The organism is Kaistella sp. CFF1-2 (assembly GCF_059509915.1).
Genome location: NZ_JCAKLF010000007.1, coordinates 1 through 26,826 on the forward strand (window position 1 = coordinate 1; position 26,826 = coordinate 26,826).

The window sequence follows — 26,826 nt, forward strand, 5'->3', positions numbered from 1 at the left end:
GCGGAAAACACCAAATTGGTTTTGGATGAATTAAAAATTGAAAAAGCATCTATTCTAGGACATTCGATGGGCGGAATGCTCGCAACTCGTTTTACTTTGATGTATCCCGAAATGGTTGAAAAACTCATCTTAGAAAACCCCATTGGATTGGAAGATTGGAAACTTTTTGCGCCTTACACCACCATCGAAAAGAATTATCAAAACGAGTTAAAAGCCGATTACGCCACCACGAGAAAATACCAAAACGGCTTCTATTACGACAATAAATGGAAACCGGAATACGATGAATGGGTGTATCTTTTGACAGGTTGGGTAAAAGCGCCTGATTATCCGGAAGTGGCTTTGGTAAACGCAAAAACATCGGATATGATTTTCACGCAGCCCATCGTTTATGAATTTGAAAATATTAAAACGCCTACCCTTTTAATTATTGGAACCCGCGACCGAACTGCCATCGGAAAAGCATTGGTAAAAGATCCTGAAGTTGCTGCAAAAATGGGGCAATATCAACTTTTAGGAAAAGAAACTCAAAAGAAAATTAAAAGATCCCAATTGGTTGAATTGGACGATGTTGGTCATCTTCCTCATATTGAAGTTTTTGACCGTTTCATCGAACCTTTAAAAGAGTTTTTGAAAAAGTAGCAACTTCAAAATTACAAAGAATTCTACGCTTTTATTGAATGTACAGCATCAAAAAAGACTTTCAATTTGGTTTCATCAAGTTTTCCATCAGTGCGAACACTGCTACACAAATCAACTCCAAAGGGTTGAACCATTGCAACGGCTTTCTGAACGTTTGCAGCGTTGATTCCACCCGCTAAAAACAAAGGAATTTTAATGGATTCTCGGACTTTTTTGCTCAACTCCCAATTGTGCGTTCTTCCAGTTCCACCCAATTCTTTAACCTCTAAATTGGGATTTCCGCTGTCTAAAAGCAACGCATCAACATAATTTGAAATTTCAATAGCTTCCTTTACAGAATCTTCGTCAATAACATGAGTAACCTGCACCAATTTCACATGCGGAATTGCTTCACGAATACGCTCATACTCGCGATTTTCTAAACGATCTACAATCTGAATAGTCGTTGTATTTACCTTGAAATAGTGGTTGATAATATCCTCGGCTTTGGTTTCGCTAGTCAGTAAAAAAGTTGAAATCGGCGGTGGCGTTGCTTTAACAATTTCAGAGATCATTTCATCATTAATAACTCCAGGTCCACTTGGCATTTTGCCTACCAAACCAAGAATATCAGCACCATATTTTATCGCTAATTCAGCTTCCTCAACACTACTAATACAACAAATTTTTACTTTTGGAATTCCCATTTTTAAATTTTGAGTGAAGGTAAAGAGAAATTAGACATTTTCATACTTGATTTTATTTACAAATTTTAGACTCTTAGAGTTCTTTATTTTAAGAAAGTTTTTTAATTATTTGACATGGATTTCCAACCGCAACAACATTGGCTGGAATATCCTTCGTGACAACGCTTCCCGCACCAATAGTCGTGTTATCACCAATCGTTACACCTGGTAAAACGACAACATGAGCGCCAATCCAAACATTATTGCCGACAGTGATAGGTTTTGCATACTCCAAACCTTCATTTCGTTGAGGAATGTCTATAGGATGCCCCGCCGTGTAGAAGCCGCAATTTGGAGCAATAAACACATTATCTCCAAAACGAACTTTGGCACCATCCAAAATCACAAGATTATGATTCGAATAAAAATTGACTCCAATTTCAATATTATAACCGTAATCACACCAAAACGGTTGTTCTATTAAAAACTCGGTTTGGCTGGTCTTCAACAAATCTTGAATAATCTTTTTACGCGTATCAAAATCCGAATAATCCGTACGGTTATACTCTTGGCAGAGCGTTTTACAAACATTCCGTTCCTGAATAAGCTCTTCATCAAAATTTGCATTATAAAGCATACCTTTCTCGCACTTTTCCTTTTCTGTCATTTCTAACTGTTCTTATTATTGTAACGTATTTTTTACAAGACTAATTAAAGTCTCCATTTATTTTTCTTCCAACTTCATTTTGTAGTAATCGTAAACATTACCTTCTTCTTTATATTCGGTAACTAAAGCAAAGTATAAAGTCGTGGTATCACTCCAAAATTCTTTATCAATAACGCATAGCCATTTATTTTTTTGCTTTTCGAAAATATCATTTATCTCGATAACTTTTTCAAATTCATTTCCTTTCTTCATCTGCAAGAAATGATCAAAACACTCCTGCCCTTCATAGAGTTTTGTAAACTGATATTTTCCATTGGGAGATATAATTCCATAATCTGGGTTTCCGACATCATACGTTTCTTTTCCAGTACGTAAATTATAGCTTATATCTGTTGTATGACCGCCTTCACATAAGAGAATATCTTCTTCAGGAAAATAGGCAACAGCAATGGTTTCTATAAAATCATATGATACCGTTTTTCCGTTTCTGAATCGTATTTTTCTAATTCCTAAATACTCATCTGTATATTCAAAGGTGACAATTCCTTTTAGTCTTTGTTGAATTAATTTCGGATCCGTAATTCTAACTTTTGGTTTACTAGGAAACTTGACTTGACTTTTCGCGACGTTAAAATCTTCAGAAGTCACTTGTTCGAACGTAATTTTATTTATTCGCTTGGTATCTTGTGAAATTTCTGTTTTTTGTATGGAAACATGCAGGGTATCCGAATTGGGAATGGAAACAGCCACATCTTCGTTCTTCTCCTTTTTACAGCCGATCAAAAATATTCCCATGATTAAAAATCCCGATAGTGTTCTCATTCCTTTCTGTTTTTTTTAAAGCTGGACTTACTCAATTTTTCTATTCCACTTTGCACTCAAAGATGCTAAAATCTTTTAATAAATAATGAAAAATGACAAGCAAAATTATCTCTGTAATTTTCAATTTACTAAAGAACGCAATTCAAGTAGAGACAATTCTCTTTTTAAAATGTTAAATGCGGCAATAACTTTTCAACTACGCTCCTATTTATAATTTCAATTATCTAACTATCTTTGCTTTTTAAAATTCGCCCATGAACACCATACTTCTTATCGACGACGAAGAAAAAATCAGAACCTTACTGTCCAAAATAATTTCTTTGGAAGGTTTTGAGGTCTTTGTAGCTTCCGATTTGAAAAATGGATTGAAGCGACTTGAAGTTTCGGATATTGATGTTGTCATCTGCGATGTAAAGCTTCCTGACGGCAGTGGTGTCGATTTTTCAAAAACCATAAAAGATAAATTTCCTTTGGTTGAAGTGATTTTGCTCACCGCGTTTGGAAATATTCCTGATGGCGTAAAAGCGATAAAAAACGGCGCATTCGATTACATTACAAAAGGCGACGACAACAACCGAATTATTCCACTTTTGTATAAAGCTGTTGAGAAAGTTGCCCTCAATAAGCGAGTTTTGCAACTTGAAAAACAGTTGGGCGGAAAAAAATCGTTCGATTCTATTGTTGGAAAATCCACCGCTATAAAATCGGCAATTGATTCCGCAAAAAAAGTGGCAGGAACCGATGCAACGGTGCTTTTAACGGGCGAAACAGGAACAGGAAAAGAAGTTTTCGCGGAAGCCATTCACAACGCAAGTACGAGAAATAAACAAAATTTTATCGCCGTAAACTGTTCTTCATTCAGTAAAGATTTGCTGGAAAATGAATTGTTTGGGCATAAAGCAGGAGCTTTTACAGGAGCCGTAAAAGATTCAAAAGGAATTTTCGAGGAAGCCAATAACGGAACCGTTTTTCTGGATGAAATTGGTGAAATGCCGCTCGATTTACAAGCGAAATTATTGCGCGTTTTAGAAACGGGTGAATTTTTAAAAGTTGGCGATAGCAAACCCACAAAAACGGATGTTCGCATTATTGCAGCCACCCACAGAAACTTGCAAAATGAAGTGGAAGCAGGAAATTTCCGTGAAGATTTGTATTACAGAATTGCGGTTTTTCAAATCAATTTACCTTCATTACAAGAGCGTTTATCAGATATTAAGGAATTGTCAAAGCATTTTCTACAAACATTTTCACACAAAGCAGGCAAAAATATTTTAGACATTTCGCCGGAATATTTGGATGCATTACAACAGCACCAATGGAAAGGAAACATTCGTGAATTGCGAAATGTCATCGAACGCAGCGTTATCTTAACCGACGAAAATACGTTAGAAAAAGACAGTTTGCCCTTTGATTTCACTTCTTCCAACAGCAGTTCAGGGAAAAACTTATCGGCTTTTTCTATGGCAAGTGCAGAGAAAATTCATATTCAAAAAATTCTAAATTACACCAAAGGAAATAAAGCCGAAACCGCCCGTTTGCTGGAAATCGGTATTGCAACTCTATACCGAAAAATCGAAGAATACGGGATCAATTAACAATGGATAACTGTCAATTGTCAATTGTTAATTATTAATTGTCAATTAAATTTTTTCTTCTCAAAATAATAAAAAGCCTTTCAAAATGATAGGCTTTTTTTCGTGCTAAAATTTCTTCAAAAATCGTAAACCATTTCCTAGAAGTCGTTTGCGAGATTTTCTTGGTTTTCGGTCTGCATCTTGGCATTATGGTTTTGAAATCAATTAAAGATTCAATCATGAAAAACAATTGGCAAAACCGACATCACACAAGACTTCAAAGAATAAAAACAGGATTCTTAACTCCAAAGCAAATTCTGCTCACAATTCTGGCTCTTGCGTTCCTTTTTTGCCTTTTAGTGCAGTTCTTATAAACTTTTAAAATCAAAAATATGCTTACAGTAGTCTTAGTTTTAGCAGGCGTGGCTTGCTTCTTCCTTTTTTACAAATCCATCGATTTTTTTGACAAAATATAAATTCTAAAAACTTAAAAAATGACACTTTTATTTATCGTCGCACTTGCGGTTTTTGGCTACACATGCTACGTACTCTTAAAACCAGAAAAATTCTAAATCCTTTTTCCAGATGAAAATCAATAGCAAAAGAAAATTAAAAGATGCCTTCACAATCCTCATGATGTGGCTCTTCGTCATCGCCATACTTTATTTGGTGATTGAACGGGCAAAACTTCTTCAGTAAAAATTTCATCTCAAGAAAAACGGAACAATTTATTTATAAAACAAAGGATCAACTCAGAAAATGAACACAGAAATATTAGGAATTATCGCCATGTTTTGCGTAACCATCGCGATAGGAATACCGCTCGGAAAATACATTTCCAACGTTTACGGCGGTAAGAAAATGGCGGCCGATAAAATTTTCGGACCCATCGAAAAACTATTCTTCAAAATTAGTGGTCTCGATGCCACCAAAGAAATGAATTGGAAACAGCATTTAACCGCTTTGCTAACCATAAATTTAGTTTGGTTTCTTCTCGGAATGCTGATTTTAATGACGCAAGGAAGTTTACCACTCAATCCAGATCACAACCCAAGTATGTCTGCAGATTTGGCTTTCAACACGATAATTTCGTTTGTGGTTAATTGCAACTTACAGCATTATTCGGGCGAAACGGGCATGAGTTATCTCGGTCAACTTTGGTTAATGTTTTTACAATTTGTAAGCGCTGGAGTTGGCTTAGCAGCTGCTGCCGTAGTTTTCAGAGCTTTTAGAGATAAATGTACCACACAATTAGGGAATTTTTACGATTTCTTCGTGAAATCATGTACTAGAATTCTGCTTCCGCTTTGTATTGTTGTTGCAAGTATTTTGGTTTTCCAAGGAACACCGCAAACTTTTGAAGGGAAAGATCATTTAACGAATTTTCAAGGGGATAAAATGGAAATTTCCAGAGGTCCTGTTGCAGGTTTCGTTGCCATAAAACATGTCGGAACCAACGGTGGTGGATTTTTCGGAACCAACGGAATTCACCCTTTAGAAAATCCAAGTTATTTAAGCAATATGGTAGAAATGTTTGGACAACTTATCGTTCCTGTTGCCATGGTTTTTGCGTTTGGATTTTTCATCAACAGACGAAAGTTTTCCTGGATGATTTTCGGAGTGATGACCGTTGGATTCCTACTTCTCGCCATTCCAAATATCAATATGGAAATGAATGGAAATCCTGCGATTGCTCAAATGGGAATTAATTCAGATCTAGGCGCCATGGAAGGAAAAGAAATTCGTTTTGGTGCGGCTGCGTCAGGTTTTTGGAGCATTGTTACGACGGTAATTTCTACAGGTTCTATCAACTCAATGCACGACAGCTCTATGCCGTTATCTGGGATGAATGAAATGCTTGCCATGATGATTAATGCCTTTTATGGTGGTTGTGGCGTAGGAATTCTCAATTTCTTAGTTTTCATCATTCTTGCGGTTTTTATCAGTGGATTAATGGTGGGAAGAACACCCGAATTTATGGGTAAAAAAATTGAAGCTCGCGAAATGAAAATCGCGATGATTATTGCGCTTTTACACCCGTTTTTAATCTTGGTCGGAACGGCTTTAGCAGCCCATTCGCCAGAATTTGGAGCTTCTACTTTAAACAATCCAGGTTTCCATGGTTTTAGCGAAATGTTGTACGAATTTACATCGGCTTCCGCCAACAACGGAAGTGGTTTCGAAGGTTTAGGCGACAACACGTTATTTTGGAATATCGCAACCGGTTTTGTGTTGATTCTAGGGCGTTTTCTACCGATCATTGGACCTGTTGCAATCGCTGGACTTTTGGCTCAGAAAAAATTCATCCCAGAAAGTGCAGGAACTTTAAAAACTGATACATCAACTTTTGGATTAATGGTTTTTGCAGTGATAGCCATTGTTGCAGCACTTTCCTTCTTCCCTGCTTTGGCTTTAGGACCTATTGCAGAATATTTTAGTTTGGTGAATGGTAAATAGTGAATGGTGAATGGTAAATGGTAAATGGTAAATGGTGAATAGTGAATGGGAAATAGTGAATGGTGAAATGTGTATCAATTCTTCCTTAACAATTTGCAAAAAACATATACAAAATCACAATTTGCTTTTAACAGATTTTATTAACCCCAATAATAATTTAGTAATGATTTCAATTTCATCAAGGTGTTTATCAATATTTTCTTTAGTGGAAAAGTTCAATTCTATGGAAAGTAAAAGTAAAGTTTCTAATTCTGTTAATGAACCTAAAGCAATGTACAAAAAATGAATAAATTCTTTGGAACTATGTCTTGCAGAGCCTTCAGAAATATTTGTAGGAACAGAAACAGCAGCTCTTTTAAGTTGCGAAATCATTCCAAATTTTTCATCAGCAGGAAAAGATTCGGTTAAAATATAAATTTCTTTTACCAAATAAAAACTTCGTTTCCAGACTTCAAGTTGATAATGAGGTCTCATATAAATAAATTTTAAATCAATGAACAATAAAAATAATCAAAAACTCATCAACAGCGAAACTTTTTGGGTAAGTTTCAAAGAGTCTTTTGTAAAACTTAATCCCAAGTTGATGTTCCGAAATCCAGTAATGTTTTTAGTGGAAATCAGTACCATTGTAATGGTCTTTGTGACAATTAATTCATTTTTTTCACACACAGACAATTTACAATTGTCCATTTACAATTTACTTGTAACTTTTATATTATTTATCACTTTACTGTTTGCAAATTTTGCCGAAGCCATCGCGGAAGCGAGAGGAAAAGCACAAGCCGATAGTTTGAGAAAAACAAGAGAAGAAACACCAGCTAAAAAATTGATAATGGAAAATGGACAATTTAAAAATTCAGATTCTCAAAATTATCAAGTATCAATTGTCAATTCTTCATTACTCAAAAAAGGCGACATTTTCCTTTGTGAAGCGGGCGATATTATTCCTGCTGATGGTGAAATTATCGAAGGTTTAGCAACAATCGATGAAAGTGCAATTACGGGCGAAAGTGCTCCTGTTATTCGTGAATCTGGAGGCGACAAAAGTAGCGTAACTGGCGGAACAAAAGTGCTTTCGGATCAAATAAAAGTGGTGGCAACCACCGAACAAGGCGAAAGTTTTCTTGATAAAATGATTGCTTTAGTTGAAGGTGCTTCAAGACAAAAAACACCCAACGAAATTGCATTAACTATACTTTTGGCAGGATTTACTTTGGTTTTCATCATCGTAACGGTTACTCTAAAACCCTTTGCGGATTATGCACAAACGCCGATTACCATTGCCGCATTCATCTCGTTATTTGTTTGTTTAATTCCGACTACAATTGGCGGTTTACTGTCCGCAATTGGTATCGCGGGAATGGACAGAGCTTTGCGAGCAAATGTGATTACAAAAAGCGGTAAAGCCGTAGAAACGGCGGGTGATATCGATGTTTTGCTACTCGATAAAACGGGAACAATTACCATCGGAAACCGTAAAGCAACCCAATTTTATCCTGTAAACGGTGTGGATGAAAGCCAATTTATCAAAGCGGTGGTTTTAAGCTCCATGTCCGATGAAACGCCTGAAGGAAAATCGATTATAGAATTAGGTAAATCGTTAATGGTAAATAGTGAATCTATTTTTACAATTGATGAAACCACCAAGACCATTAACAATTCACCTTTTACAATTCACAAGTTCACGGCTGAAACCAGAAGTTCAGGAATTGATTTTGAGAATTCAAGAATTAGAAAAGGAGCTTCTGATGCCATAAAAAATTTGGTAGAGAAAGCTGGAAACACTTTCCCACAAGAAGCTGCAGAAAATGTAAAACAAATCTCAAGCAACGGCGGAACTCCACTTGTGGTTTCAGAAAATGAAAAAGTTTTGGGCGTTATTGAGCTTCAAGACATCATAAAACCAGGAATTCAAGAGCGTTTCGACAGACTACGAAAAATGGGAATCAAAACCGTGATGGTTACGGGTGATAATCCATTAACAGCAAAATTTATAGCGGAAAAAGCCGGAGTTGATGATTTTATTGCCGAAGCGAAACCCGAAGATAAAATGAACTACATTAAAAAAGAACAATCTGAAGGCCGACTTGTCGCAATGATGGGAGACGGAACTAACGATGCGCCTGCGCTTGCACAAGCCGATGTGGGCGTTGCGATGAACAGCGGAACTCAAGCTGCGAAAGAAGCCGGAAATATGGTGGATTTGGATAATGATCCCACAAAACTCATCGAAATTGTCGAAATCGGAAAACAACTTTTAATGACACGCGGAACTTTAACAACTTTCAGTATTGCCAATGATGTCGCGAAATATTTCGCCATTATTCCTGCGCTTTTCATCACTGCAATCCCTGCTTTACAAGGTTTGAATATTATGAAATTACATTCTCCTGAAACCGCCATTTTATCGGCTATTATTTTCAACGCGATTGTTATTCCGATTCTCATTCCGTTGGCATTAAAAGGCGTTGCGTACAAACCAATTGGTGCATCGGCTTTACTGAGAAGAAACCTATTTATCTACGGTTTGGGCGGAATTATCGTCCCATTTATCGGAATAAAATTAATCGATATTCTGGTTTCTTTTTTCTTCTAAATCTTATTTAAAATTTAAACAAAATGAAACAACATATTTTACCCGCCATCAAACTTACCGCTGTTATGATTCTATTTTTTGCGGTGATTTACCCCGGAATTATTTGGGCAATCGCGCAAGCTGCTCCCAATAACGGAAAAGGAAAAATTATTGAATACAAAGGAAAAACCTATTACGAAAACATCGGTCAGAAATTCGATAAAGACGAGTATTTCTGGTCGCGTCCATCGGCTGTAGATTACAATGCAGCAGGTTCTGGAGCGAGTAATAAAGGAGCTTCCAACAAAGAATATTTGCAAGAAGTGGAAAAAAGAATCGAACACTTTATGCAACACAACCCAGAAATTCAAAAATCGGAAATCCCAATGGACTTGATTACGGCAAGTGGAAGCGGTTTGGATCCCAATATTTCCGTTCAAGGTGCAAAAGTTCAAGTTAAAAGAATTGCGAAGTTGAGAAATATCTCGGAAGAACAAATCCAAAATCTTATTTCTCAAAACACCGAAAAACCTTTGATTGGTCTATTTGGACCAGAAAAAATCAATGTTTTGAAACTGAATATTGCATTAGACCAATTGGTGAATTCTAAGTAGAATATTCGCCTCAAAAATTTAAAGTAGACCATATTTAACTATCATTTCAGTGCTTTTCGGAATTGTTTTTAATTCCGGAAAGCTTTTAAGAGCAAAAACATGAAAAATATATTCATCATCGCTTTTGTCGCACTTTCAAATATCATTATTGCACAAAACGATTCAATTCAAAAACCTTTATCAATCAGCGCTTACGGAGAAGTTTATTACGCTTACGATTTCGGAAACCCCGAAAATCACACCAAGCCTGGTTTTATTTATTCTCATAATCGCCACAACGAATTCACCGTAAATTTGGCGATGATAAAAGCGTCTTATCAAACCGAAAATGTTCGTTCAAACCTCGCTTTAGCAGCTGGAACGTATATGAACGCCAATTACGCTGCAGAAACAGGCGTTTTGAAAAATATTTATGAAGCCAATGTTGGGGTAAAACTTTCAAAATCAAAAAATATTTGGATTGATGCCGGAATTCTACCTTCGCATATTGGTTGGGAAAGCGCCATTGGAAAGGATAATTGGACGTTAACACGAAGTATTGCAGCCGAAAATTCACCGTATTTCGAAACGGGTGCAAGATTTTCCTACACCACCGATAATGGAAAATGGTATATGAGCGTTCTCGCTTTGAACGGATGGCAAAGAATTCAGCGTGTTGATGGCAATAACACGATTGGGTTTGGACATCAACTCACCTATAAATTGAATGATAAAATAACGCTGAACAGCAGTTCTTTTGTGGGAAATGATAAACCCGATAGTTTGCGACAAATGCGGTATTTCCATAATGTATACGGAACTTTTCAGATCAATCCGAAATGGGGAATTATTGCTGGATTTGATATCGGCGCCGAGCAAAAAGCGAAAAGCAGCAAACAGTACAATTCATGGTACACTCCCGTTGTTATTGTAAAATATCAAGCTACGGAAAAAAGCAACATCAGCGCAAGAGCCGAATATTACAACGATAAAAACGGCGTGATAATCAGCACAGGAAGTCCGAACGGATTTCAAACGTGGGGCTATTCTTTAAACTACGATTATCAAGTAACAAAAAATCTGGTTTGGAGAATTGAAGGAAAAGGCTACTCGTCCAAAGACAAAGTTTTCATAAAAAACAACGAGCCTATAAATTCTAATTTTTGCATAACAACTTCGCTGGCGATAGCATTTTAATGGATAATGGGAAATTGTTAATTGTAAATGGTAAATGGTCAGTGGTGAATGGTCAATAGATAATGGATAATTGTGAATGGAAAATTGTAAGTTGTAAACTATTAACTTTTTACAATTCACTATTAACAATTCACTATTAACAATTCACTATTAAATTTTTACTAATCACTATTCACCATTAACTGTTAACTATTGACAATTCACTAATAACAATCATTTAAAATATTTCTTTTGTGGAAAACAACGCGCAACATTTTCTGGATTTAATAAAAAAATCACGACGTGGAAAATTCAAAATCTACATCGGGATGAGCGCGGGTGTGGGAAAAACCTACCGTATGCTGCAAGAAGCGCATTCGCTTTTGCAAAGCGGTATTGATGTTAAAATTGGTTATATCGAAACCCATAACCGAAAAGAAACCCACGATTTACTCAGCGGTTTACCTTTAATTCCGAGAAGACGACTTTTTTATAAAGGAAAAGAACTGGAAGAACTGGATGTTCAAGCGGTGATTAATCTTCGTCCGGAAGTGGTGATTATTGATGAATTGGCGCATACCAATATTGAAGGAAGCAAAAATGAAAAGCGTTGGCAAGATGTTCTGGAAATCCTAGATTCGGGTATTAATGTGATTTCGGCGGTCAACATTCAACATATTGAAAGTTTGAACGAAGAAGTACGTGAAATTACAGGAATTGAAGTAAAAGAACGTATTCCGGACAGCGTTCTGATGCAAGCCGATGAGGTGGTAAATATCGACCTTACCGCCGATGAATTAATTAATCGCTTGCAACAAGGAAAGATTTACGATTCGTCAAAAATCAATGCGGCGCTCAGTAATTTTTTTAAAAATGAACATATTCTTCAACTTCGAGAATTGGCTTTGAAAGAAGTTGCTGCTCAAGTTCAAAGAAAAGTAGAAACAGAAGTTACGGTTGGTAAAAACGTTAGAAAAGAAAAGTTTCTGGCTTGTATTAGTTCCAATGAGAAAACAGCAAAAAACGTCATCCGAAAGACAGCAAGATTGGCGAATTATTACAACAGCAAATGGTATCTTTTGTATGTTCAAATTCCGAAGGAAAGTTCGGATAAAATTGCTCTTGACAAGCAACGGCATCTGATAAATAATTTTAAATTAGCAACAGAATTAGGAGCAGAAGTCATAAAAACCGAAGGCAAAAACGTGACCAGAGCCATTATGGAGATTTGTGAAGAACGAAAAGTAACCACCGTTTGCATTGGGAAACCCCATCTCACCATTTGGAAAATCATCTTAGCCACAGATACCTTCAATACGCTCCTCAATAAATTATCGAAAGAAAATATAGATTTAGTGATATTGAGTTAATGGAGAAAGGTGAATAGTGAATGGGATGTTGGATGTTGGATGAAAGACGTTTGTCTATTTTCAATCATATTAATTAGTAATAAAATCGGATATTCGTATGAGTTATCAATTTACCATTAACCACTATCAATTTTCTATTAACCATTCGCAATTATCCATTATCAATTTACTATTCGCAATTTACCAATAACCATTAACCATTTACAATTAACAGTTCACAATTATCAATTAGCATCTCGTGAAAATTAAAACAAAACTCAATTTCGGCGTCGGATTTCTTTTTGTCATGATTATTGTGCTTTCCGTTCTTAGCGGTTGGTACATCAATCAACTGAAAAAAGACACCAATAATATATTGATCGCCAACTACAATACTTTGGAATATTCCAGAGATATGATGCTGGCTTTGGAGGACATCAAAACAGATTCTACGGCTTTTTCCAGTTTTGAAAAACACTTGGCCAAGCAAAAGAAAAATGTAACCGAAGTTGGTGAAAAAGAGGCGACAGAAAACATTATTCAGCATTTTGAAATCTTAAAAAAAGACGCTAAAAATGAGCAATTATTTTCTTCCATTCGAAAAGATATTGCCGAATTAATGCAACTGAATATGCAAGCCATTCAGCATAAAAGCGAAGTTGCGAATTCTACATCAGAACGGGCGATTGCAGCGATTTCTATTGCAGGAACTGTCTGTTTTTTGATGGCGTTTGTTCTTTTGGTGAACTTGCCTTCAAACATCGCCAATCCTATAAAAATTCTTACTGAAAGTATCAAGCAAATTGCGAATCAAAATTACAAAGAACGCGTCCATTTCGAAAGTCACAGCGAGTATGGCGAACTTGCAAAATCCTTCAACACCATGGCGGAAAAACTGCAAGAGTATTCTGAAAGTAAATTAGACCGCATTATTAAAGGAAAAAAACGAATTGAAACGCTTATCGACAACCTTCACGATCCGGTTATCGGGATTGATGAAAACAAAAAAATACTATTTGTAAACGATGAAGCCATTAAAATTATTGGTCTGAAAAAAGAGCAACTTTTAGGAAACCAAATTCAGGATATTGCGATTACCAATGACTTGGTTCGAGATATTATCCGTGAAATGATTCAGCCTGAGAAAAAGAAATCTAATGAGGAACCGATGAAAATTTTTGCAAACGGAAAAGAAAGTTATTTCGAAAAAGAAATTGTCGACATCAACGTAATTCCTACTGGTGAAAACGCTTCGCAGTTTATTGGTCAAGTAATTATGTTGCGAAATATCACGCCTTTCAAAGAATTAGATTTAGCAAAAACCAATTTCATGGGAACGGTTTCTCATGAATTTAAAACCCCGATTTCATCCATTCAAATGGGACTTCAATTATTAGAAAACGAACGAATTGGCGAACTGAATTCGGAACAGAAAAACCTTGTAAACGGTATTAAGGAAGATAGCAAACGATTGCTGAAAATAACGGGTGAACTTCTGAATATTACTCAAGTTGAAAGCGGTTCAATACAATTATATCGCAAAGAAGCTGCAATTCAGGAAATCGTGAATTACGCCATCAATGCAAACAAAGCTGCGGCAGAACAAAAGCAAATTCACATCAAAACAGAAATCGAACCCGAACTGAAAAACATTTACGCCGACGAAGAAAAAACCTCTTGGGTTCTGAATAATCTGGTTTCGAATGCCATTCGATATTCCCATGAAAATTCAGAAATTAATATTTCAGTAATCGATGACGATGGTAAAACTAAATTTATCGTTCGAGATTTCGGACGCGGAATCGAAGAACAATATGTCGAAAAAATCTTCGATCGTTATTTCCGAATCCCAGGAACGCGCAAAGAAGGTACTGGACTGGGCTTAAGCATCAGCAAAGAGTTTATAGAAGCGCAAGGCGGAAAAATAGGCGTCACAAGCGAAATCGGTAGCGGTAGCCAGTTTTGGTTTGAGTTGGGGTGAAAATCCGGTCTTATGTCCAAAACCTGAAATATTGTTTCCAGATCCTAGCATTTGGCTCCCAATTTTAAAGGGGAATTTTGCTTACACCATTAACCACTATCCATTATTAATACTCAATTATCCATTACAAACAACATGTCGCAGTTAATTTTCCAATTTCAAATGTAAAATTGGATAGGGTTTTCCGGAGGAATCTAATTCTGAACGACTTGACACTTCAAATCCAAACTTTTTATAAAAACCTATGGCTTGCTCGTTTTGTTCGTTCACATCCACTTTTATAACATTCATTTTTTCAATGGAATATTTTAATAAAGCTTTTCCAATTTTTTTTCCTCTGTAATCGGGATGAATAAACAACATTTCCAAATTTTGATCAGCAACACCAAGAAACCCCAGTATTTTTCCATCTTCGCTTCTAACACATCTCAATTCAACGGCATCTAAGTAGGTATTTAAGATCAATGGTTTGAAATATTGAATATCCTCTTCCGCCAAAAAGTCATGCGTTGCCCGAACAGACGCTTCCCAAACCTCGACTACTTCGGTATATTCGTTTTTTTTAATTAAGTCTATTGTATAATCCATGGTATTTAAATTATTCGTCGAAAATCAATGGCGGATGACTTGTTCAGCTTTTATCCTACTAGATTTGCCTCCTTATATTTTCCGTTTTTATCGACATGTATTTCAATGGAATGTCCCCAAAAAATATCATCGTCATTGCAGTAAATCAAAGAAGTACAATCTTCATAAAACACGATACTATTAATGGAAATCCGTTTTCTAAAATCCTCTGCTGTGATTGGAGGTTCATCTTCTCCCGTTTCGTCGTCTTCACCAAGCCATGCGTCATTTTTTAGAGTGACCATTTTGTTTTCCATTTTCAGAAGAACTTCCTCGAAAAATTTTGCACTCATTTGCTGGTCTACGAAAGAAAGTAGTTTTTCTAATTGATGTGGTTCAGCATGGCAAACATTTACATCAATCACCTTATTTTTTAATTGAATTTTTCCTTCATACCATTCCAATTTGTCGTTGTAAGTTAATTCTCCTAGCGACATAATTTTTATGGTTTTGTCTTTTACTTCTAATTTCTTCGGCTGGTTGTATTGTGCGTTCGATAGAGTATTAAAGGCATTTTCAATCTCTTGTTCCGTAATGTTACGATTAAAAAAGTTAAGCTTTTTATTTAATTCCGTTAAATTAGTCGTCACCGTTTTTTCGGCAGTTATGATTTCAATTTCTTGTTCTTTAATTTTAAATTCGTTATAGTGCAAAGTATTAGGCAAGTAAAAATTATTTTCCGTACCACCATCATCATCTAACTGAACAATTGTAATTCCAGATTGGAAATCTTCGTTTTCTGGATGGCAATTTGTGATACGTCTTTCTTCATTCCAAAAACTTACATTGAAATGTCTAAAAAGTAATAAAACGGATAAATCTTCATTTGTAGCAGCTAGCGGCGAATATTTTGATATGAAATATTTCAGTTCTTTAGAATCGTCAAGTCTTGCATCTTCTAGCAAGTCCATAAGATCATAATTCCAAGTTTCTTGCATTTTATTGGTAAATTTTTGGTTAGATTCGTTCGGCATACTGGTCGCTAACGGAAATAGTGATGACAATGCCTCTAGCTTTTCGCGGTCCTAAAATAAAAAAAAAAAAAACAATAAGTGGTTCATTTCTTTCTTCTTGCTTCTAACCTTTACCAATAAAAAAATACCAACTCCTAAAGGGTAGCCATTTCTCCTACTATCCTATCTCGCTAAAACTCTCATTTACGGTTTTTAGAGACTACAAAATTGGGATATTTTTTTTTACAAGTACCTACTCCTTTGTTTCAAAAACAGTTATTAGAGACGTAGCTTGGTTATTAATGCATTCCTACCCAAAATTGCTATTCCCAAAAAAAGGCAATAATAAGGAATTCTAGCACAGCCTTGCAGGGTTTACCCTAAACATCGGAAGCAAGAATAACAATTAGTAAAGTTATGTTTTACTAATGAAAAATAAATTTACTTGCCAACACAGAATCTAACAAAACCTTTATTACTGAGGTTTAAAGATCTTGAATTATACAAAAAGCAGTACTCTATTTTCTAATTTAAAGTTTTTATTTACCCTTAAAAAATATCCAAGGATAATACGTAGTCAGTATATGTAGTGATCATAAAAGACGAGTACAAGCAATTCCAAAATTCAGTACATTTACAATAATCTTAAACCATTCCTTAATCACTAATTTCACACCCCATGGATCTCAAATCGAACGAACCTTTCTGGATGATAAAAAACGGAATTATCAATTCCTATCCTTCTCTGCACCAGGACAAAGAATGTGAAGTGTTGGTCATCGGTGGCGGCATTACGGGAAGTCTCATAGCCCATCAGTGCATTGCAGAGGGCAAAAACACCATCCTGATTGACAAACGCGAAATTGCGCACGGAAGTTCTTCCGCAACAACCTCCATGCTGCAGTATGAGATTGATGTTCCATTGTACAAATTATCAGAAATGATCGGTAAAAAAGGAGCTGAAATGTGTTATAAAGCCTGTTCCGACGCTATTGATACACTTGAAAAAATTGGCATTCAAATAAAATCAAAAGCTGGTTTTCGGAAAAAACATTCCCTGTATTTTGCCTCGTTTAAAAAAGACGTTTCTTGGTTACAAAAAGAATATGAAGCGAGGAAAGAAGCGGGTTTTGCTGTAAAATGGTTAGAAGCTCAGCAAATTGAAACCAAGTTTAAAATCCCAACTTCCTATGGCGGAATCCTCTCCGAACAGGGAGCCAGCGTGGATGCTTTTCAGTTGGTGCACGAACTTTTAGCATACAACGTGAAAAAAGGCCTACAAGTTTATGATAAAACCGAAATGGAATCGGTGAAATATCATAAAGGAAAAAACATCGTTACCCTGAGTTCTGGAGCAAAAATCACCGCAAATAAAATCGTGTATTGTGTCGGTTATGAAAGCACCAATCTCATCAAGGAAAAGTTTGTAGATTTGCTGAGCACCTTTGCCATTGTTTCCGAAGTGGATGAAAAACTGGCGAATGCCTACAAAGATGTACTCCTTTGGAATACAGCCGAACCTTACCTCTACATGCGCACAACCGACGATCATCGGATGTTAATTGGCGGTGAGGATGAAGAATTCTATAAACCTGAATTAAGAGATGCGCTTATTTCTAAAAAATCAAAGATTCTTACTAAAAAATTTGAACGCAATTTCCCTTCTTTTGATTTCCGTGAAGATTTTGCTTGGGCGGGAACATTTGGTTCAACCAAAGATGGTTTGCCTTATATTGGTGAACATAAAGACTTCAAAAATTCTTACTTTGTATTAGGTTTTGGGGGCAATGGTATTACATTTTCGGTTACAGGCATGGAAATGTTGTCGTACTGGTTGCAAAAGAAAAAACATCCTTTGGATAAATATTTCGCGTTTGGAAGGTAAGTGTAGGTGTTTAAAAATAATATGATTTTGCAAATTAAATTGCATTCTTTACTAAGTTTGTTTTGCCAATTAAAATCTCATTTGGAGAAAAGATAGAATTCGTGAAAATCTAGCATATTACAATAAATATCACTATATATGCAAACGAAGGTACTATTATACGCTTTACAATACAAATGAAGATTTACAACCAATGTTCTGATGAACCTATAAAAATACCTGGAAAAATTCAAAACTTTGGTCTATTAATCGGTATTGATGAGGATTTTCGTATCCAATTTTACAGCCAAAATATTCTCGACTTATTTGAAATCGAGTCTATTCCACTAGGTTCACCAATCCAAAATTATAAATCAATTGTTAAGTTCTTAGAAAACTCTGGAGTCTATAAAAAGTGGATGGCGAAAGATAATTCTGTAAACTCGCAACTGAGTGTAATCGATATTTTAGGTTACAAATATTATCTTACCATCAAGTACCACGCACCTTATTATTTTTTAGAATTGGAAAAATCCTATAATGTTGATTACTCTACCGAGCTAGAATACATTGATTTTGAAGGCTATTCTCAATTGAAAGAAGAATCTCTTGTTTGGAATAAACTTGCTAAAAATATTAGCGAATACATCAATTATGATCGCGTAATGATTTACAAATTTTTAGAAGATGGCTCTGGTAAGGTAGTTGCTGAAAGTGTAAAAAATGATATTGAATGTTTTCTCAACCTTCATTATCCCGAAGATGATATTCCGAAACAAGCAAGAGCACTATATTTAACAAAAACGAGAAGGATTTTCAGTGATATTGATGCGCAGCCTATTCCCGTGATTTCCAGCATAGAAGATTTGGACTTAAGTTTTGTTGATGCACGTGCCATGTCACCTATTCATGGCCAATATTTAAGAAATGCTGGGGTTAGATCTAGTTTTTCAACCTCAATTATTGTCAACGGAAAGTTGTGGGGTTTGGTAACTTGTCAAAATACGTTGCCACAACACATAGATCTTCGCAATAGGATAAAAGCAGAGATTGTTACCAAATGGGCAGCAAAAGTGTACAGCAATATTTTGTCTGCTGAAATGGTGGATTTTAGTATCCAGATGGATCAAAAAATCTCCAAACTCAAAAAAAGATTATCCACAGCACCTGTTCTTACAGATGGAATTATTCAAAATCTGAATCATTTCTCGAAATACGCCGACGCAGATGGAATTGCCTTTGTAATAGGTCATGACGTATTTTTTAATGGGATTACGCCGCCCAACTCTTTAGTTTTAAAAATTATAGAGCACTACAAAGCCTATTTAGAGGATAATGATACAATAATTTATAATGAAAGTTTTGCGAAAAATCATCCAGAAATAATGTGTGGTGATGCAACCTTTGCAGGTTTAGCAATTGCAGAAATTAACAGAGAAACTCAAAAGTACATTATTTGGTTTAGAAAAGAATATAAAGAAACCATACATTGGGCAGGAAATCCAGAAAAACAGTACGAGAAAATTTTGAAAAACGGTCAGGAAGAAATGAAAGTTTCTCCACGAAAATCGTTTCAAATATTTATTGAAGAAAGCAAAGGAAAATCTAGATTTTGGACGGAAAAATACCGAAAAACCATTACCAAACTTCTCACTTTAATTTTTGAAATTTCGTACGACCATTATACGAAAATAAAACAATTAAACGATGATCTTCTGGCTGTTAACGAAGAGTTAGACAGTTTTTCCTATACTATTTCTCACGATTTAGGAACGCCTTTAACTGTCATGAAACTTAACCTACAAATGCTGGAAAGAAAGTTACTGGATGGTGATACCCAAGCCAACGCTCAGAAAGTGGAAAATGTCCTTGAGCAAATCAATAATATGGAAAATCTCATGAGAGATGTCCTCAATTTGAGCCGAGCTAAATCTGTAGAATTAGGATTACAAAAAATCTACATGCCATCGTTGATTGAAAGAATCGTTGAAGAATCGCAAATTGTATACGGAAATCCCAACACCAAGGTTGAAATAGGCCATTGTTACGATATTACAGCCGATCAAACTTTGGCGTATCAAGTTTTTCTTAACATCATTAACAATGCTATTAAATATTCGTCTAAAGAAGAATGCCCTGTTGTCACAATAGATTCCGAAGATATTGGTGATTATATTGTGTACTCAATTTCTGATAATGGCATCGGGATTCCCGAAACGGATAAAAGCCAAATGTTCAAAATTTTTAAAAGAATGGAAAACGCAAAATCATTCTACGGAAACGGCGTTGGACTCAACATTGTTTATCGAATTATGGACCGTTTGCAAGGAAAAATAGATTATGAAAACCATAGAGATTCAAAAGGTGTAACCTTCACTATTCAATTTAAAAAATAAAAATGCTCTCAGATTATCTAAAACAAAATACAAGACATCAACATGATTTGCTGGAGGAGAAATTTAACTCTAAAAAAATCTTTGAAAAAGCCTATTCCTTGGAAGATTACAAACGTTTAATTGCGCTGAATTATCAATTTCTACTGAATTATGAAGAGAAAATTAATGATGCAATTTCAGAAGGTTTTAAAGATGAAATTAGGCAGGAACTTCGTTCAAAACTTCCATGGATAAAGAAAGATGCCAATCTTTTGGGAATTGAATTATCACAAAATTTGGAAGTTCAAGAAATAAACTCAGAAGCCGAAGCCATCGGAATGTTGTACGTTATTGAAGGTGCATCTTTGGGCGGCAATGTCATCAAAAAAAATCTTGAGAAAAATCCAAATTTTGATGGGATAGATTTTCACTATTTCGGCATGTACAACCAATCTATTTCCGAATTTTGGAAAGAATTTATCCTTGCTTTAAACACTTATTTACCCGAAGAAAAGTATCCAGAAGTTTTAAAAGGAGCAGAAAGAGCGTATGCAGAACTAATTAATTATGAAATTTAAAGTTTATAAATTCCTTCGTCTGTAAAAAAGTAAAAGCTGGATTTTTCTGGATGATTTCTTGTATCTAAACCCGTAAAAGAACTAAAAGCAGGTAAAATTAATTGATTTTCTGACACAATATAACACGGAAATTTAATGAATTTTCCCACAGGTGTTTTCATCCGAATTCCTGGATGAATGTGTCCAGAAATACAAAATTTTTCTTCAGATTCCACTTTTTCATGGGAGAAAACAAAATGTTGTTCTTCGTAAATTTCCCATATTTCAGTTACACCAATTTCATATAATTTATCTTTCGATACTCGGTCGTGATTGCCTTTCACCAAAACAATTTTTAAATCAGGAAACCGAGATTTCCATTCAGAAAATAAGTTGAATTCCGAATTTTTTCCCGCATGAACAAAATCGCCAACTACAATCAGTTTTTTGGGTTGAAAATGAAAGATTAAATCCGACAAACGTTGTAAGTCACTTTCAATAATTTCGGAGGGTAAAGCAATGCCGTTTTTTCTGAAATGAGCCGTTTTTCCTAAATGCAAATCAGATAAAACCAAAGATTCTGCTTCTTTCCAAAACAACGCACGCTGATTGGTCAAAACAAAAGTATGTTGCTGTATGACAATCGTTTTCTCTGCTAAAATCATTTTCGCTTGGCTTTTTTCTTCATATTGGCTTCCTGCATTTTTTTAATTCTTGTGCTCAAATCCTCACTGGAAAGCGATTGTCGCAAACTGTCCACTTTTATCGGAAAACTTAAGGGCGTAAAGCGATCCGAATGTACGTAAATGATTTTACTTTTAGCAATGCGGTCAAAAGCTGCACTCAATCTTTGCTCTTCCAATTGCTGATTAAAAACTTCGGTGTAGGCTTGCCTTAACAGTAAATTTTGGGGATCATAATCTTCCAAAACCGAAAAAATAATGCCCGATGAAGCCTGCAAAGATTTATTGTTCACTTGTCTTCCAGGCATAGTTTGCACAACCATTCCCGAAATTACGGCTATATCTCTAAATTTTCTACGAGCCATCTCGGTCGCATTAACGCTGGCAACAACGTCCTGCATCAAATTGTCTTTAGAAAGAATCTGATGCAATTCTGCATCAGTTATTTGTATTTCTTTATCCGAAAAAAGTTCGAATCCATAATCATTCATCGCCATCGAAAAACTTATAGGATATAATTTTGAAATACGATATGCCAGCAAAGCTGCCATCACTTCATGCACCAAACGCCCTTCGAAAGGGTAAAAAAACAAATGATAACCTTCTCGAGTTTTGATGCGTTCCACCAAAAATTCGTCTTCTTTCGGAATATGAGAATTTTCATTTTGATTGGCTAAAAGTGGATGCAAAAATTTCAGTTCTTTTTCGCGAGAATTTGGAGACAAAGATTCCGCCAATTTTTTCCTCAAAAAGAAACTTAGATTAGATGATAAAGGCAATCTGCCACCTAGCCAACTTGGTGTTATCGCCTTTCCACTCGATAATTTCACGAAAACCGTCATTTCTTTCAGCATTACATATTCCAACACTCTTCCTGCTAAAATAAATTTGTCGCCTTTATGGAGTTTCGATATAAAATATTCTTCGATCATGCCGATATAACCACCCGACAAAAATTTTACCCTCAACATCGAGTCGCTTACAATAGCGCCAATATTCATGCGGTGAAGCACCCCGATTTTTCTTTTTTCTACGACTAGTTTTCCGTCCTCTTGCTGTACAACTTTATGAAATTCTTCGTAGTTTTTTCCCGTTTTTCCGCCTTGGGTGATGAAGAAGATACACCATTGCCATTCTTCCTCAGTAATTTCCGAAAATGCATAGGTGTTTTTAATAATCGGAAACATTTCATTGGCATAAAAACCGCCACCCAAAGCCAAAGTCACGAGAAATTGAACCAAAACATCGTAGGCCAAAACAAAAGGTTCTCTTTTTTCAATCACCTTATTTTTTACGGCTTCTTTTAAAGCTGAAGCTTCAATCAGTTCTAAAGAATGTGTGGGAACAAAATAGATTTTTGAGGTTTCAAATGGCGAATGTCCGCTTCGTCCTGCGCGTTGCATAAACCGTGCAACGCCTTTGCTAGAGCCAATTTGTATCACCGTATCTACAGGTTTAAAATCAACTCCCAAATCCAACGAAGACGTCGAAACTACAGCTTTTAATAATCCTGAGCTTAAATTTTCTTCCACCCATTGACGCAAATTAGCATCAATAGAACTGTGATGAAGTGCAATTTGTCCGGCAAAATCGGGATAAGCTTCCAATAAAAGTTGGTACCACATTTCGGCTTGACTTCGTGTGTTAGTAAAAACCAGCGTAGATTTGCTGTTCAGGATAATGGGGACGACTTCCTCCACTAACTTTCCGCCCAAATGTCCTGCCCAAGGCAAAATTTCGACTTCTGGTGGAAATACGGAAAGAATTTCGATTTTTTTCTGCTCCTTGGCTACTACTTTTGTTCTTTTTTTACTGTCTGGAATTAATACATCTAAAGCTTCATCCAGATTTCCGATGGTGGCAGTAATTCCCCAAATTTTCACTTTTGGTTGTTGATATTTAAGCACCGCCAAAGCCAACTCTGTCATCACACCACGTTTAGTACTCAACAATTCATGCCATTCATCCACAACTACAGATTGTAAATTTTTGAAAAATCTTTCGTGGTTTTTTTGCGCCAAAAGCAGATGCAAACTTTCGGGTGTGACCAAAAGTACATCGGGCATATTTTTAGTTTGTCGGGTCTTCTGTTTTGCATCCGTGTCTCCGTTGCGAACTTCTACCACCCAATCCAAACCAATCTCGTCCACGGCTTCTTGCATAGCTCTCGCCAAATCTTTTGCAAGGGAGCGCAAAGGCGTGATCCAAAGTAATTTTAAGCCGTTTTTATATTTTTCGGGATGATTAAAAAAATCAATGATTACGGCTAAAAAAAGAGAGTAAGTTTTCCCGAAACCCGTGGGCGCAACAACCATTCCAGAATAGCCGTTGGAAAAGCGTTGCCACGCTTCATTCTGAAAAGAAAAAGCTTTCATGCCCTTATCGCTCATCCATTTTTGGACGATTTGGTATCCTTCGGATTGCTCAAATTTTTCGGTCACGTGATTAATTTTTTAATATCCTCAATATCATCTATTTCATCCACTTTTTTATCGCGTCGCCAACGTAAAATTCTCGGAAAGCGCAAAGCTACACCCGATTTATGTCGGCTGCTAAAACCTATTCCTTCAAAAGCCAGCTCAAAAACCAATTCGGGTTTTACCGTTCTTACAGGACCGAATTTTTCAACTACATTTTTAGAAATAAATTTGCTCACTTCTTGAATTTCTTTATCTGTTAAACCAGAATAGGCTTTGGCGATGGTTACTAATTTTCCTTCTTTTTTTACTGCAAATGTGTAATCTGTATAATATCCACTTCTTCTTCCGCTTCCTTTTTGCGCGTAAATAAGTACCGCATCCAGCGTTAAAGGATCAATTTTCCATTTCCACCAATCGCCTTTTTTACGACCAGTATGGTACGGAGAATTGTAATTTTTCAGCATCAAACCTTCGCTGTTGATTTCGCGAGCGTTTTCACGAATGTCAGGAAGTTCATTCCAATTTTCAAAAACAATTTCTTCGGAAATTTTAATTTTCTCTGAAGGATTCATTTCTAATAGTTTTTGAAGTTGAAAACGCCTCTCTTTCATTGATTGATCTCGAAAATCTTCATTTTCAAATTCTAATAAATCATAAGTAAAAACCACGATTGGAATTTCTTCCAGCATTTTTTTGCTTAAATTTTTGCGATTCAATCTTTTTTGAAGTTCATTAAAATTTAAAACCCGATGGTCTTTAAACGCTAAAATTTCGCCATCAATGACAAAATTGCCGTTCCATTGAAGTAATTCGTCTCTAATCTCGGGAAACTGATCGGTGACTAGTTCTTCACCACGCGACCAAATAAAAACTTCGCCATCTCGCTTAATAAATTGTCCACGAATGCCGTCCCACTTGTATTCTACCAACCAATCTTCGGTAGCGCCCAAATCTTGAAGTTCTTTTTCTAAGGCATACGCCAAACAAAAAGGATAGGGTTTTGATAAATTGGTGTCGGTATATTCACCTTTTATCAAACTTTCAAAATCCACTTCTTCAGGTTTCCAATGTCCCATAATGCTGTGTGCAACGGCACTGGGGTCCATTTCATAAAATTTTGCCAAGGTATTAATCAACGCTTTTGAAGAAACGCCAATGCGAAAACTTCCACCCAATAACTTATTGAAAATAAAACGCTCCACATTACTCAAACTATCCCAAGCGGTAAGCACCAATTCTTTCTTTTCTTCGTCGGTTTTATCTTTAAGTTCGATGATTTTCTGCATCCATTCGGACAAAGAATAGTCAATCGTTTTGGTTGGCGGCGGTAAAATCAAAGAAATAGTTTCCCCTAAATCGCCCACACTGGAATAGCTTTCTACAAATAACCATTCTGGGATTTGCGCAACTTCCATTGCCCATGTTTTCATCAAAGTGGAATTGACATTTCGCTTTGGTTTTCTACCAGTAAACAAAGCCAAAAACCACATCTTGTCCTGCGAAGACGCCACTTTCAGAAACTCGATAATCGCCTCTTGTTTCAAAGAAGTTTTGTTGGTACTATCGAGCGCATTGATTAATGTGGCGAAATCGTTCATTTTTTTCAATTAAAGTTTTTAAACGCGAGGCTATACAAAGTTCTCTATCAATTAAAATGAAATTAAGATAAACTAAGCTACTTCATTTATTACAGTAAGATTAAAATTGTTTTTTCAAATTTGTATTTCAAAATTAAGTGAAACGACTTTGTATAACTTTAAAAAAATACATTGTAAAAATCTTTGTGTCACATTGCGTTAAAAAAATAATAAAGAATTTTCTTTACTATATTTTACCTAAGCACTTCTTCAGCTTCAGTTTTTTCTTCATCATCACCGTATTCGGTTTTTACTTCTTCGGAATAGATACCTATTTCATTCAAATATTTCGAGAAAACAGCCGTTTGACCGTGGGTTACGTAGACTTTTTCGGCTTCGGTCGCTTTAATGGCTGTTAATAAGCCTTGCCAATCTGCATGATCGCTAATCGCAAAACCTGCATCTGCACTGCGCCATCTTCGAGCACCACGAATTTGCATCCAACCCGAACAAATAGCATACGCCATATTCGGGATTTTCTTTATCGCTGGATTGTCCACCAATGCGGGTGGTAGCAGAATTATTTTTCCATCCAAATGTTTTTTATCGTCACGTAAATCAATGGTGGTGTAATCTGGAAGTTTTACACCCACACTTTCATAAGCTTCATTGAGTTTCGCAATGGAATAATGAACATTTAGCTCACCCAAACCTTCCAAAGCTTTCATGATTCTTTGAGATTTTCCTAATGAATAACCGATGAAAACAGAAGTTTTACCATTTCTACGGTTTTGCTCAACCCAATTTTTCATTTGATTTTCTTGCTCTTCAACAGAAAGCCAATTGTAAATGGGAAGTCCGAAAGTACTTTCGGTGACGAATTCGTTGCATTTTACGGCTTCAAAAGGTGTGGATAGTCCATCATCTTGAATTTTATAATCGCCAGAAATTACGGAGACATAGCCTTTGTATTCCATCCTAATCTGCGCAGAACCAATAATATGTCCTGCCGGATGAAGTGAAACTTTTACGCCGTTAATATTTATCACTTCACCGTAAGCTACACTTTCACATTCTATATTTCGACCAATTCGTGAATACAAAATAGGTTTTGTAAAATGATGACACAGATATTTCTTCATGCCACTTCGTGCATGATCAGCGTGACCATGCGTGATGACTGCTAAATCCACAGGTCGCCAAGGATCGATATAAAATTTCCCTGGAACACAATAGATACCTTTGGATGTGAATTTTAGCAGCTTCAAC

The 26,826-nt window shown here is 36.0% G+C and carries 22 protein-coding genes; 12 read left to right on the forward strand and 10 right to left on the reverse strand.

Translation table 11 applies throughout. From position 1 onward, the window contains the following. A partial coding sequence (locus tag AC5XHR_RS12810; protein WP_495951185.1) for an alpha/beta fold hydrolase occupies nucleotides 1–642 on the forward strand: 642 nt, incomplete at its 5' end. Between the two features lie 23 nt (nucleotides 643–665). Here AC5XHR_RS12810 and AC5XHR_RS12815 read toward each other — a convergent pair. From AC5XHR_RS12815 to AC5XHR_RS12825, 3 genes are all read right to left on the reverse strand, one after another. Continuing rightward, on the reverse strand, nucleotides 666–1,328 hold the full coding sequence (locus tag AC5XHR_RS12815) for a phosphoribosylanthranilate isomerase (RefSeq protein ID WP_495951186.1): 663 nt from the start codon (nucleotides 1,326–1,328) through the stop codon (nucleotides 666–668). Between the two features lie 88 nt (nucleotides 1,329–1,416). After that, complete coding sequence (locus AC5XHR_RS12820; RefSeq protein WP_495951187.1) at nucleotides 1,417–1,974, reverse strand: sugar O-acetyltransferase; 558 nt, start codon at nucleotides 1,972–1,974, stop codon at nucleotides 1,417–1,419. Between the two features lie 57 nt (nucleotides 1,975–2,031). Further along, a complete protein-coding gene (locus tag AC5XHR_RS12825) occupies nucleotides 2,032–2,796 on the reverse strand; it encodes a hypothetical protein (RefSeq protein WP_495951188.1) in 765 nt (254 codons plus the stop codon). 254 nt (nucleotides 2,797–3,050) lie between these two features. Between AC5XHR_RS12825 and AC5XHR_RS12830 the strand changes: the two genes are divergently transcribed. From AC5XHR_RS12830 to kdpA, 3 genes are all read left to right on the forward strand, one after another. Next, nucleotides 3,051–4,391, forward strand: coding sequence for a sigma-54-dependent transcriptional regulator (locus AC5XHR_RS12830; protein WP_495951189.1), 1,341 nt, complete (start codon nucleotides 3,051–3,053; stop codon nucleotides 4,389–4,391). Nucleotides 4,392–4,864: 473 nt separating this feature from the next. Continuing rightward, nucleotides 4,865–4,942, forward strand: coding sequence for a potassium-transporting ATPase subunit F (locus AC5XHR_RS12835; protein ID WP_495951255.1), 78 nt, complete (start codon nucleotides 4,865–4,867; stop codon nucleotides 4,940–4,942). Between the two features lie 187 nt (nucleotides 4,943–5,129). Continuing rightward, nucleotides 5,130–6,827, forward strand: coding sequence for a potassium-transporting ATPase subunit KdpA (kdpA, locus tag AC5XHR_RS12840; RefSeq protein WP_495951190.1), 1,698 nt, complete (start codon nucleotides 5,130–5,132; stop codon nucleotides 6,825–6,827). A 114-nt stretch (nucleotides 6,828–6,941) separates the two neighbouring features. Here kdpA and AC5XHR_RS12845 read toward each other — a convergent pair whose 3' ends face one another. After that, nucleotides 6,942–7,301 (reverse strand): four helix bundle protein, encoded by a 360-nt coding sequence (locus AC5XHR_RS12845; RefSeq protein WP_495951191.1) that lies wholly within the window; start codon nucleotides 7,299–7,301, stop codon nucleotides 6,942–6,944. Nucleotides 7,302–7,320: 19 nt separating this feature from the next. On the opposite strand from AC5XHR_RS12845, the gene kdpB reads away from it, so the two are divergent. From kdpB to AC5XHR_RS12870, 5 genes are all read left to right on the forward strand, one after another. After that, nucleotides 7,321–9,423, forward strand: coding sequence for a potassium-transporting ATPase subunit KdpB (kdpB, locus tag AC5XHR_RS12850; RefSeq protein ID WP_495951192.1), 2,103 nt, complete (start codon nucleotides 7,321–7,323; stop codon nucleotides 9,421–9,423). Nucleotides 9,424–9,446: 23 nt separating this feature from the next. Continuing rightward, complete coding sequence (locus tag AC5XHR_RS12855) at nucleotides 9,447–10,016, forward strand: K(+)-transporting ATPase subunit C (protein ID WP_495951193.1); 570 nt, start codon at nucleotides 9,447–9,449, stop codon at nucleotides 10,014–10,016. A gap of 99 nt (nucleotides 10,017–10,115) precedes the next feature. Beyond that, nucleotides 10,116–11,192, forward strand: coding sequence for a porin (locus AC5XHR_RS12860; protein WP_495951194.1), 1,077 nt, complete (start codon nucleotides 10,116–10,118; stop codon nucleotides 11,190–11,192). 224 nt (nucleotides 11,193–11,416) lie between these two features. Then, complete coding sequence (locus tag AC5XHR_RS12865; RefSeq protein ID WP_495951256.1) at nucleotides 11,417–12,541, forward strand: sensor protein KdpD; 1,125 nt, start codon at nucleotides 11,417–11,419, stop codon at nucleotides 12,539–12,541. A 238-nt stretch (nucleotides 12,542–12,779) separates the two neighbouring features. Then, nucleotides 12,780–14,501, forward strand: coding sequence for a HAMP domain-containing sensor histidine kinase (locus tag AC5XHR_RS12870; protein ID WP_495951195.1), 1,722 nt, complete (start codon nucleotides 12,780–12,782; stop codon nucleotides 14,499–14,501). 144 nt (nucleotides 14,502–14,645) lie between these two features. On the opposite strand, the gene AC5XHR_RS12875 is transcribed toward AC5XHR_RS12870, so the two are convergent. Beyond that, nucleotides 14,646–15,089, reverse strand: a complete 444-nt coding sequence (locus AC5XHR_RS12875; protein WP_495951196.1) for an acetyltransferase — start codon at nucleotides 15,087–15,089, stop codon at nucleotides 14,646–14,648. A 50-nt stretch (nucleotides 15,090–15,139) separates the two neighbouring features. Next, nucleotides 15,140–16,132 (reverse strand): DUF2262 domain-containing protein, encoded by a 993-nt coding sequence (locus AC5XHR_RS12880; protein WP_495951197.1) that lies wholly within the window; start codon nucleotides 16,130–16,132, stop codon nucleotides 15,140–15,142. Between the two features lie 628 nt (nucleotides 16,133–16,760). Between AC5XHR_RS12880 and AC5XHR_RS12885 the strand changes: the two genes are divergently transcribed. The 3 genes from AC5XHR_RS12885 (at nucleotide 16,761) to AC5XHR_RS12895 (ending at nucleotide 20,898) form a co-directional block, all read left to right on the forward strand. Next, nucleotides 16,761–17,966 carry an NAD(P)/FAD-dependent oxidoreductase gene (locus AC5XHR_RS12885; RefSeq protein WP_495951198.1) on the forward strand — a complete coding sequence of 402 codons (1,206 nt, stop codon included), beginning with the start codon at nucleotides 16,761–16,763 and terminating at the stop codon, nucleotides 17,964–17,966. A gap of 176 nt (nucleotides 17,967–18,142) precedes the next feature. Beyond that, on the forward strand, nucleotides 18,143–20,341 hold the full coding sequence (locus tag AC5XHR_RS12890) for an ATP-binding protein (RefSeq protein ID WP_495951199.1): 2,199 nt from the start codon (nucleotides 18,143–18,145) through the stop codon (nucleotides 20,339–20,341). A gap of 2 nt (nucleotides 20,342–20,343) precedes the next feature. Next, nucleotides 20,344–20,898, forward strand: a complete 555-nt coding sequence (locus AC5XHR_RS12895) for a biliverdin-producing heme oxygenase (RefSeq protein ID WP_495951200.1) — start codon at nucleotides 20,344–20,346, stop codon at nucleotides 20,896–20,898. Here the strand turns inward: AC5XHR_RS12895 and pdeM are convergent. The 4 genes from pdeM to AC5XHR_RS12915 all read right to left on the reverse strand — a co-directional run bounded on the left by pdeM (nucleotide 20,895) and on the right by AC5XHR_RS12915 (nucleotide 26,825). Beyond that, nucleotides 20,895–21,542, reverse strand: a complete 648-nt coding sequence (gene pdeM, locus AC5XHR_RS12900) for a ligase-associated DNA damage response endonuclease PdeM (RefSeq protein ID WP_495951201.1) — start codon at nucleotides 21,540–21,542, stop codon at nucleotides 20,895–20,897. The genes AC5XHR_RS12895 and pdeM overlap by 4 nt on opposite strands. Further along, nucleotides 21,539–24,001: a ligase-associated DNA damage response DEXH box helicase gene (locus AC5XHR_RS12905; RefSeq protein ID WP_495951202.1), complete on the reverse strand. Its 2,463-nt coding sequence runs from the start codon at nucleotides 23,999–24,001 to the stop codon at nucleotides 21,539–21,541. The genes pdeM and AC5XHR_RS12905 overlap by 4 nt, the downstream gene beginning before the upstream one ends. Beyond that, entirely contained in the window at nucleotides 23,998–25,578 is a 1,581-nt protein-coding gene (locus tag AC5XHR_RS12910; RefSeq protein WP_495951203.1) for an ATP-dependent DNA ligase, read from the reverse strand. The genes AC5XHR_RS12905 and AC5XHR_RS12910 overlap by 4 nt, the downstream gene beginning before the upstream one ends. A 233-nt stretch (nucleotides 25,579–25,811) precedes the next feature. Then, nucleotides 25,812–26,825, reverse strand: a complete 1,014-nt coding sequence (locus AC5XHR_RS12915; RefSeq protein WP_495951204.1) for a ligase-associated DNA damage response exonuclease — start codon at nucleotides 26,823–26,825, stop codon at nucleotides 25,812–25,814. Between the last annotated feature and the right edge of the window lies 1 nt (nucleotide 26,826).

Bases quoted from the DNA above. Each gene is read 5' to 3' on its own strand.
- AC5XHR_RS12815 (WP_495951186.1), bottom strand. From the start codon at position 1,328: ATGGGAATTCCAAAAGTAAAAATTTGTTGTATTAGTAGTGTTGAGGAA.
- AC5XHR_RS12820 (WP_495951187.1), bottom strand. From the start codon at position 1,974: ATGACAGAAAAGGAAAAGTGCGAGAAAGGTATGCTTTATAATGCAAAT.
- AC5XHR_RS12825 (WP_495951188.1), bottom strand. From the start codon at position 2,796: ATGAGAACACTATCGGGATTTTTAATCATGGGAATATTTTTGATCGGC.
- AC5XHR_RS12830 (WP_495951189.1), top strand. From the start codon at position 3,051: ATGAACACCATACTTCTTATCGACGACGAAGAAAAAATCAGAACCTTA.
- AC5XHR_RS12835 (WP_495951255.1), top strand. From the start codon at position 4,865: ATGACACTTTTATTTATCGTCGCACTTGCGGTTTTTGGCTACACATGC.
- kdpA (WP_495951190.1), top strand. From the start codon at position 5,130: ATGAACACAGAAATATTAGGAATTATCGCCATGTTTTGCGTAACCATC.
- AC5XHR_RS12845 (WP_495951191.1), bottom strand. From the start codon at position 7,301: ATGAGACCTCATTATCAACTTGAAGTCTGGAAACGAAGTTTTTATTTG.
- kdpB (WP_495951192.1), top strand. From the start codon at position 7,321: ATGAACAATAAAAATAATCAAAAACTCATCAACAGCGAAACTTTTTGG.
- AC5XHR_RS12855 (WP_495951193.1), top strand. From the start codon at position 9,447: ATGAAACAACATATTTTACCCGCCATCAAACTTACCGCTGTTATGATT.
- AC5XHR_RS12860 (WP_495951194.1), top strand. From the start codon at position 10,116: ATGAAAAATATATTCATCATCGCTTTTGTCGCACTTTCAAATATCATT.
- AC5XHR_RS12875 (WP_495951196.1), bottom strand. From the start codon at position 15,089: ATGGATTATACAATAGACTTAATTAAAAAAAACGAATATACCGAAGTA.
- AC5XHR_RS12885 (WP_495951198.1), top strand. From the start codon at position 16,761: ATGGATCTCAAATCGAACGAACCTTTCTGGATGATAAAAAACGGAATT.
- AC5XHR_RS12890 (WP_495951199.1), top strand. From the start codon at position 18,143: ATGAAGATTTACAACCAATGTTCTGATGAACCTATAAAAATACCTGGA.
- AC5XHR_RS12895 (WP_495951200.1), top strand. From the start codon at position 20,344: ATGCTCTCAGATTATCTAAAACAAAATACAAGACATCAACATGATTTG.
- pdeM (WP_495951201.1), bottom strand. From the start codon at position 21,542: ATGATTTTAGCAGAGAAAACGATTGTCATACAGCAACATACTTTTGTT.
- AC5XHR_RS12910 (WP_495951203.1), bottom strand. From the start codon at position 25,578: ATGAACGATTTCGCCACATTAATCAATGCGCTCGATAGTACCAACAAA.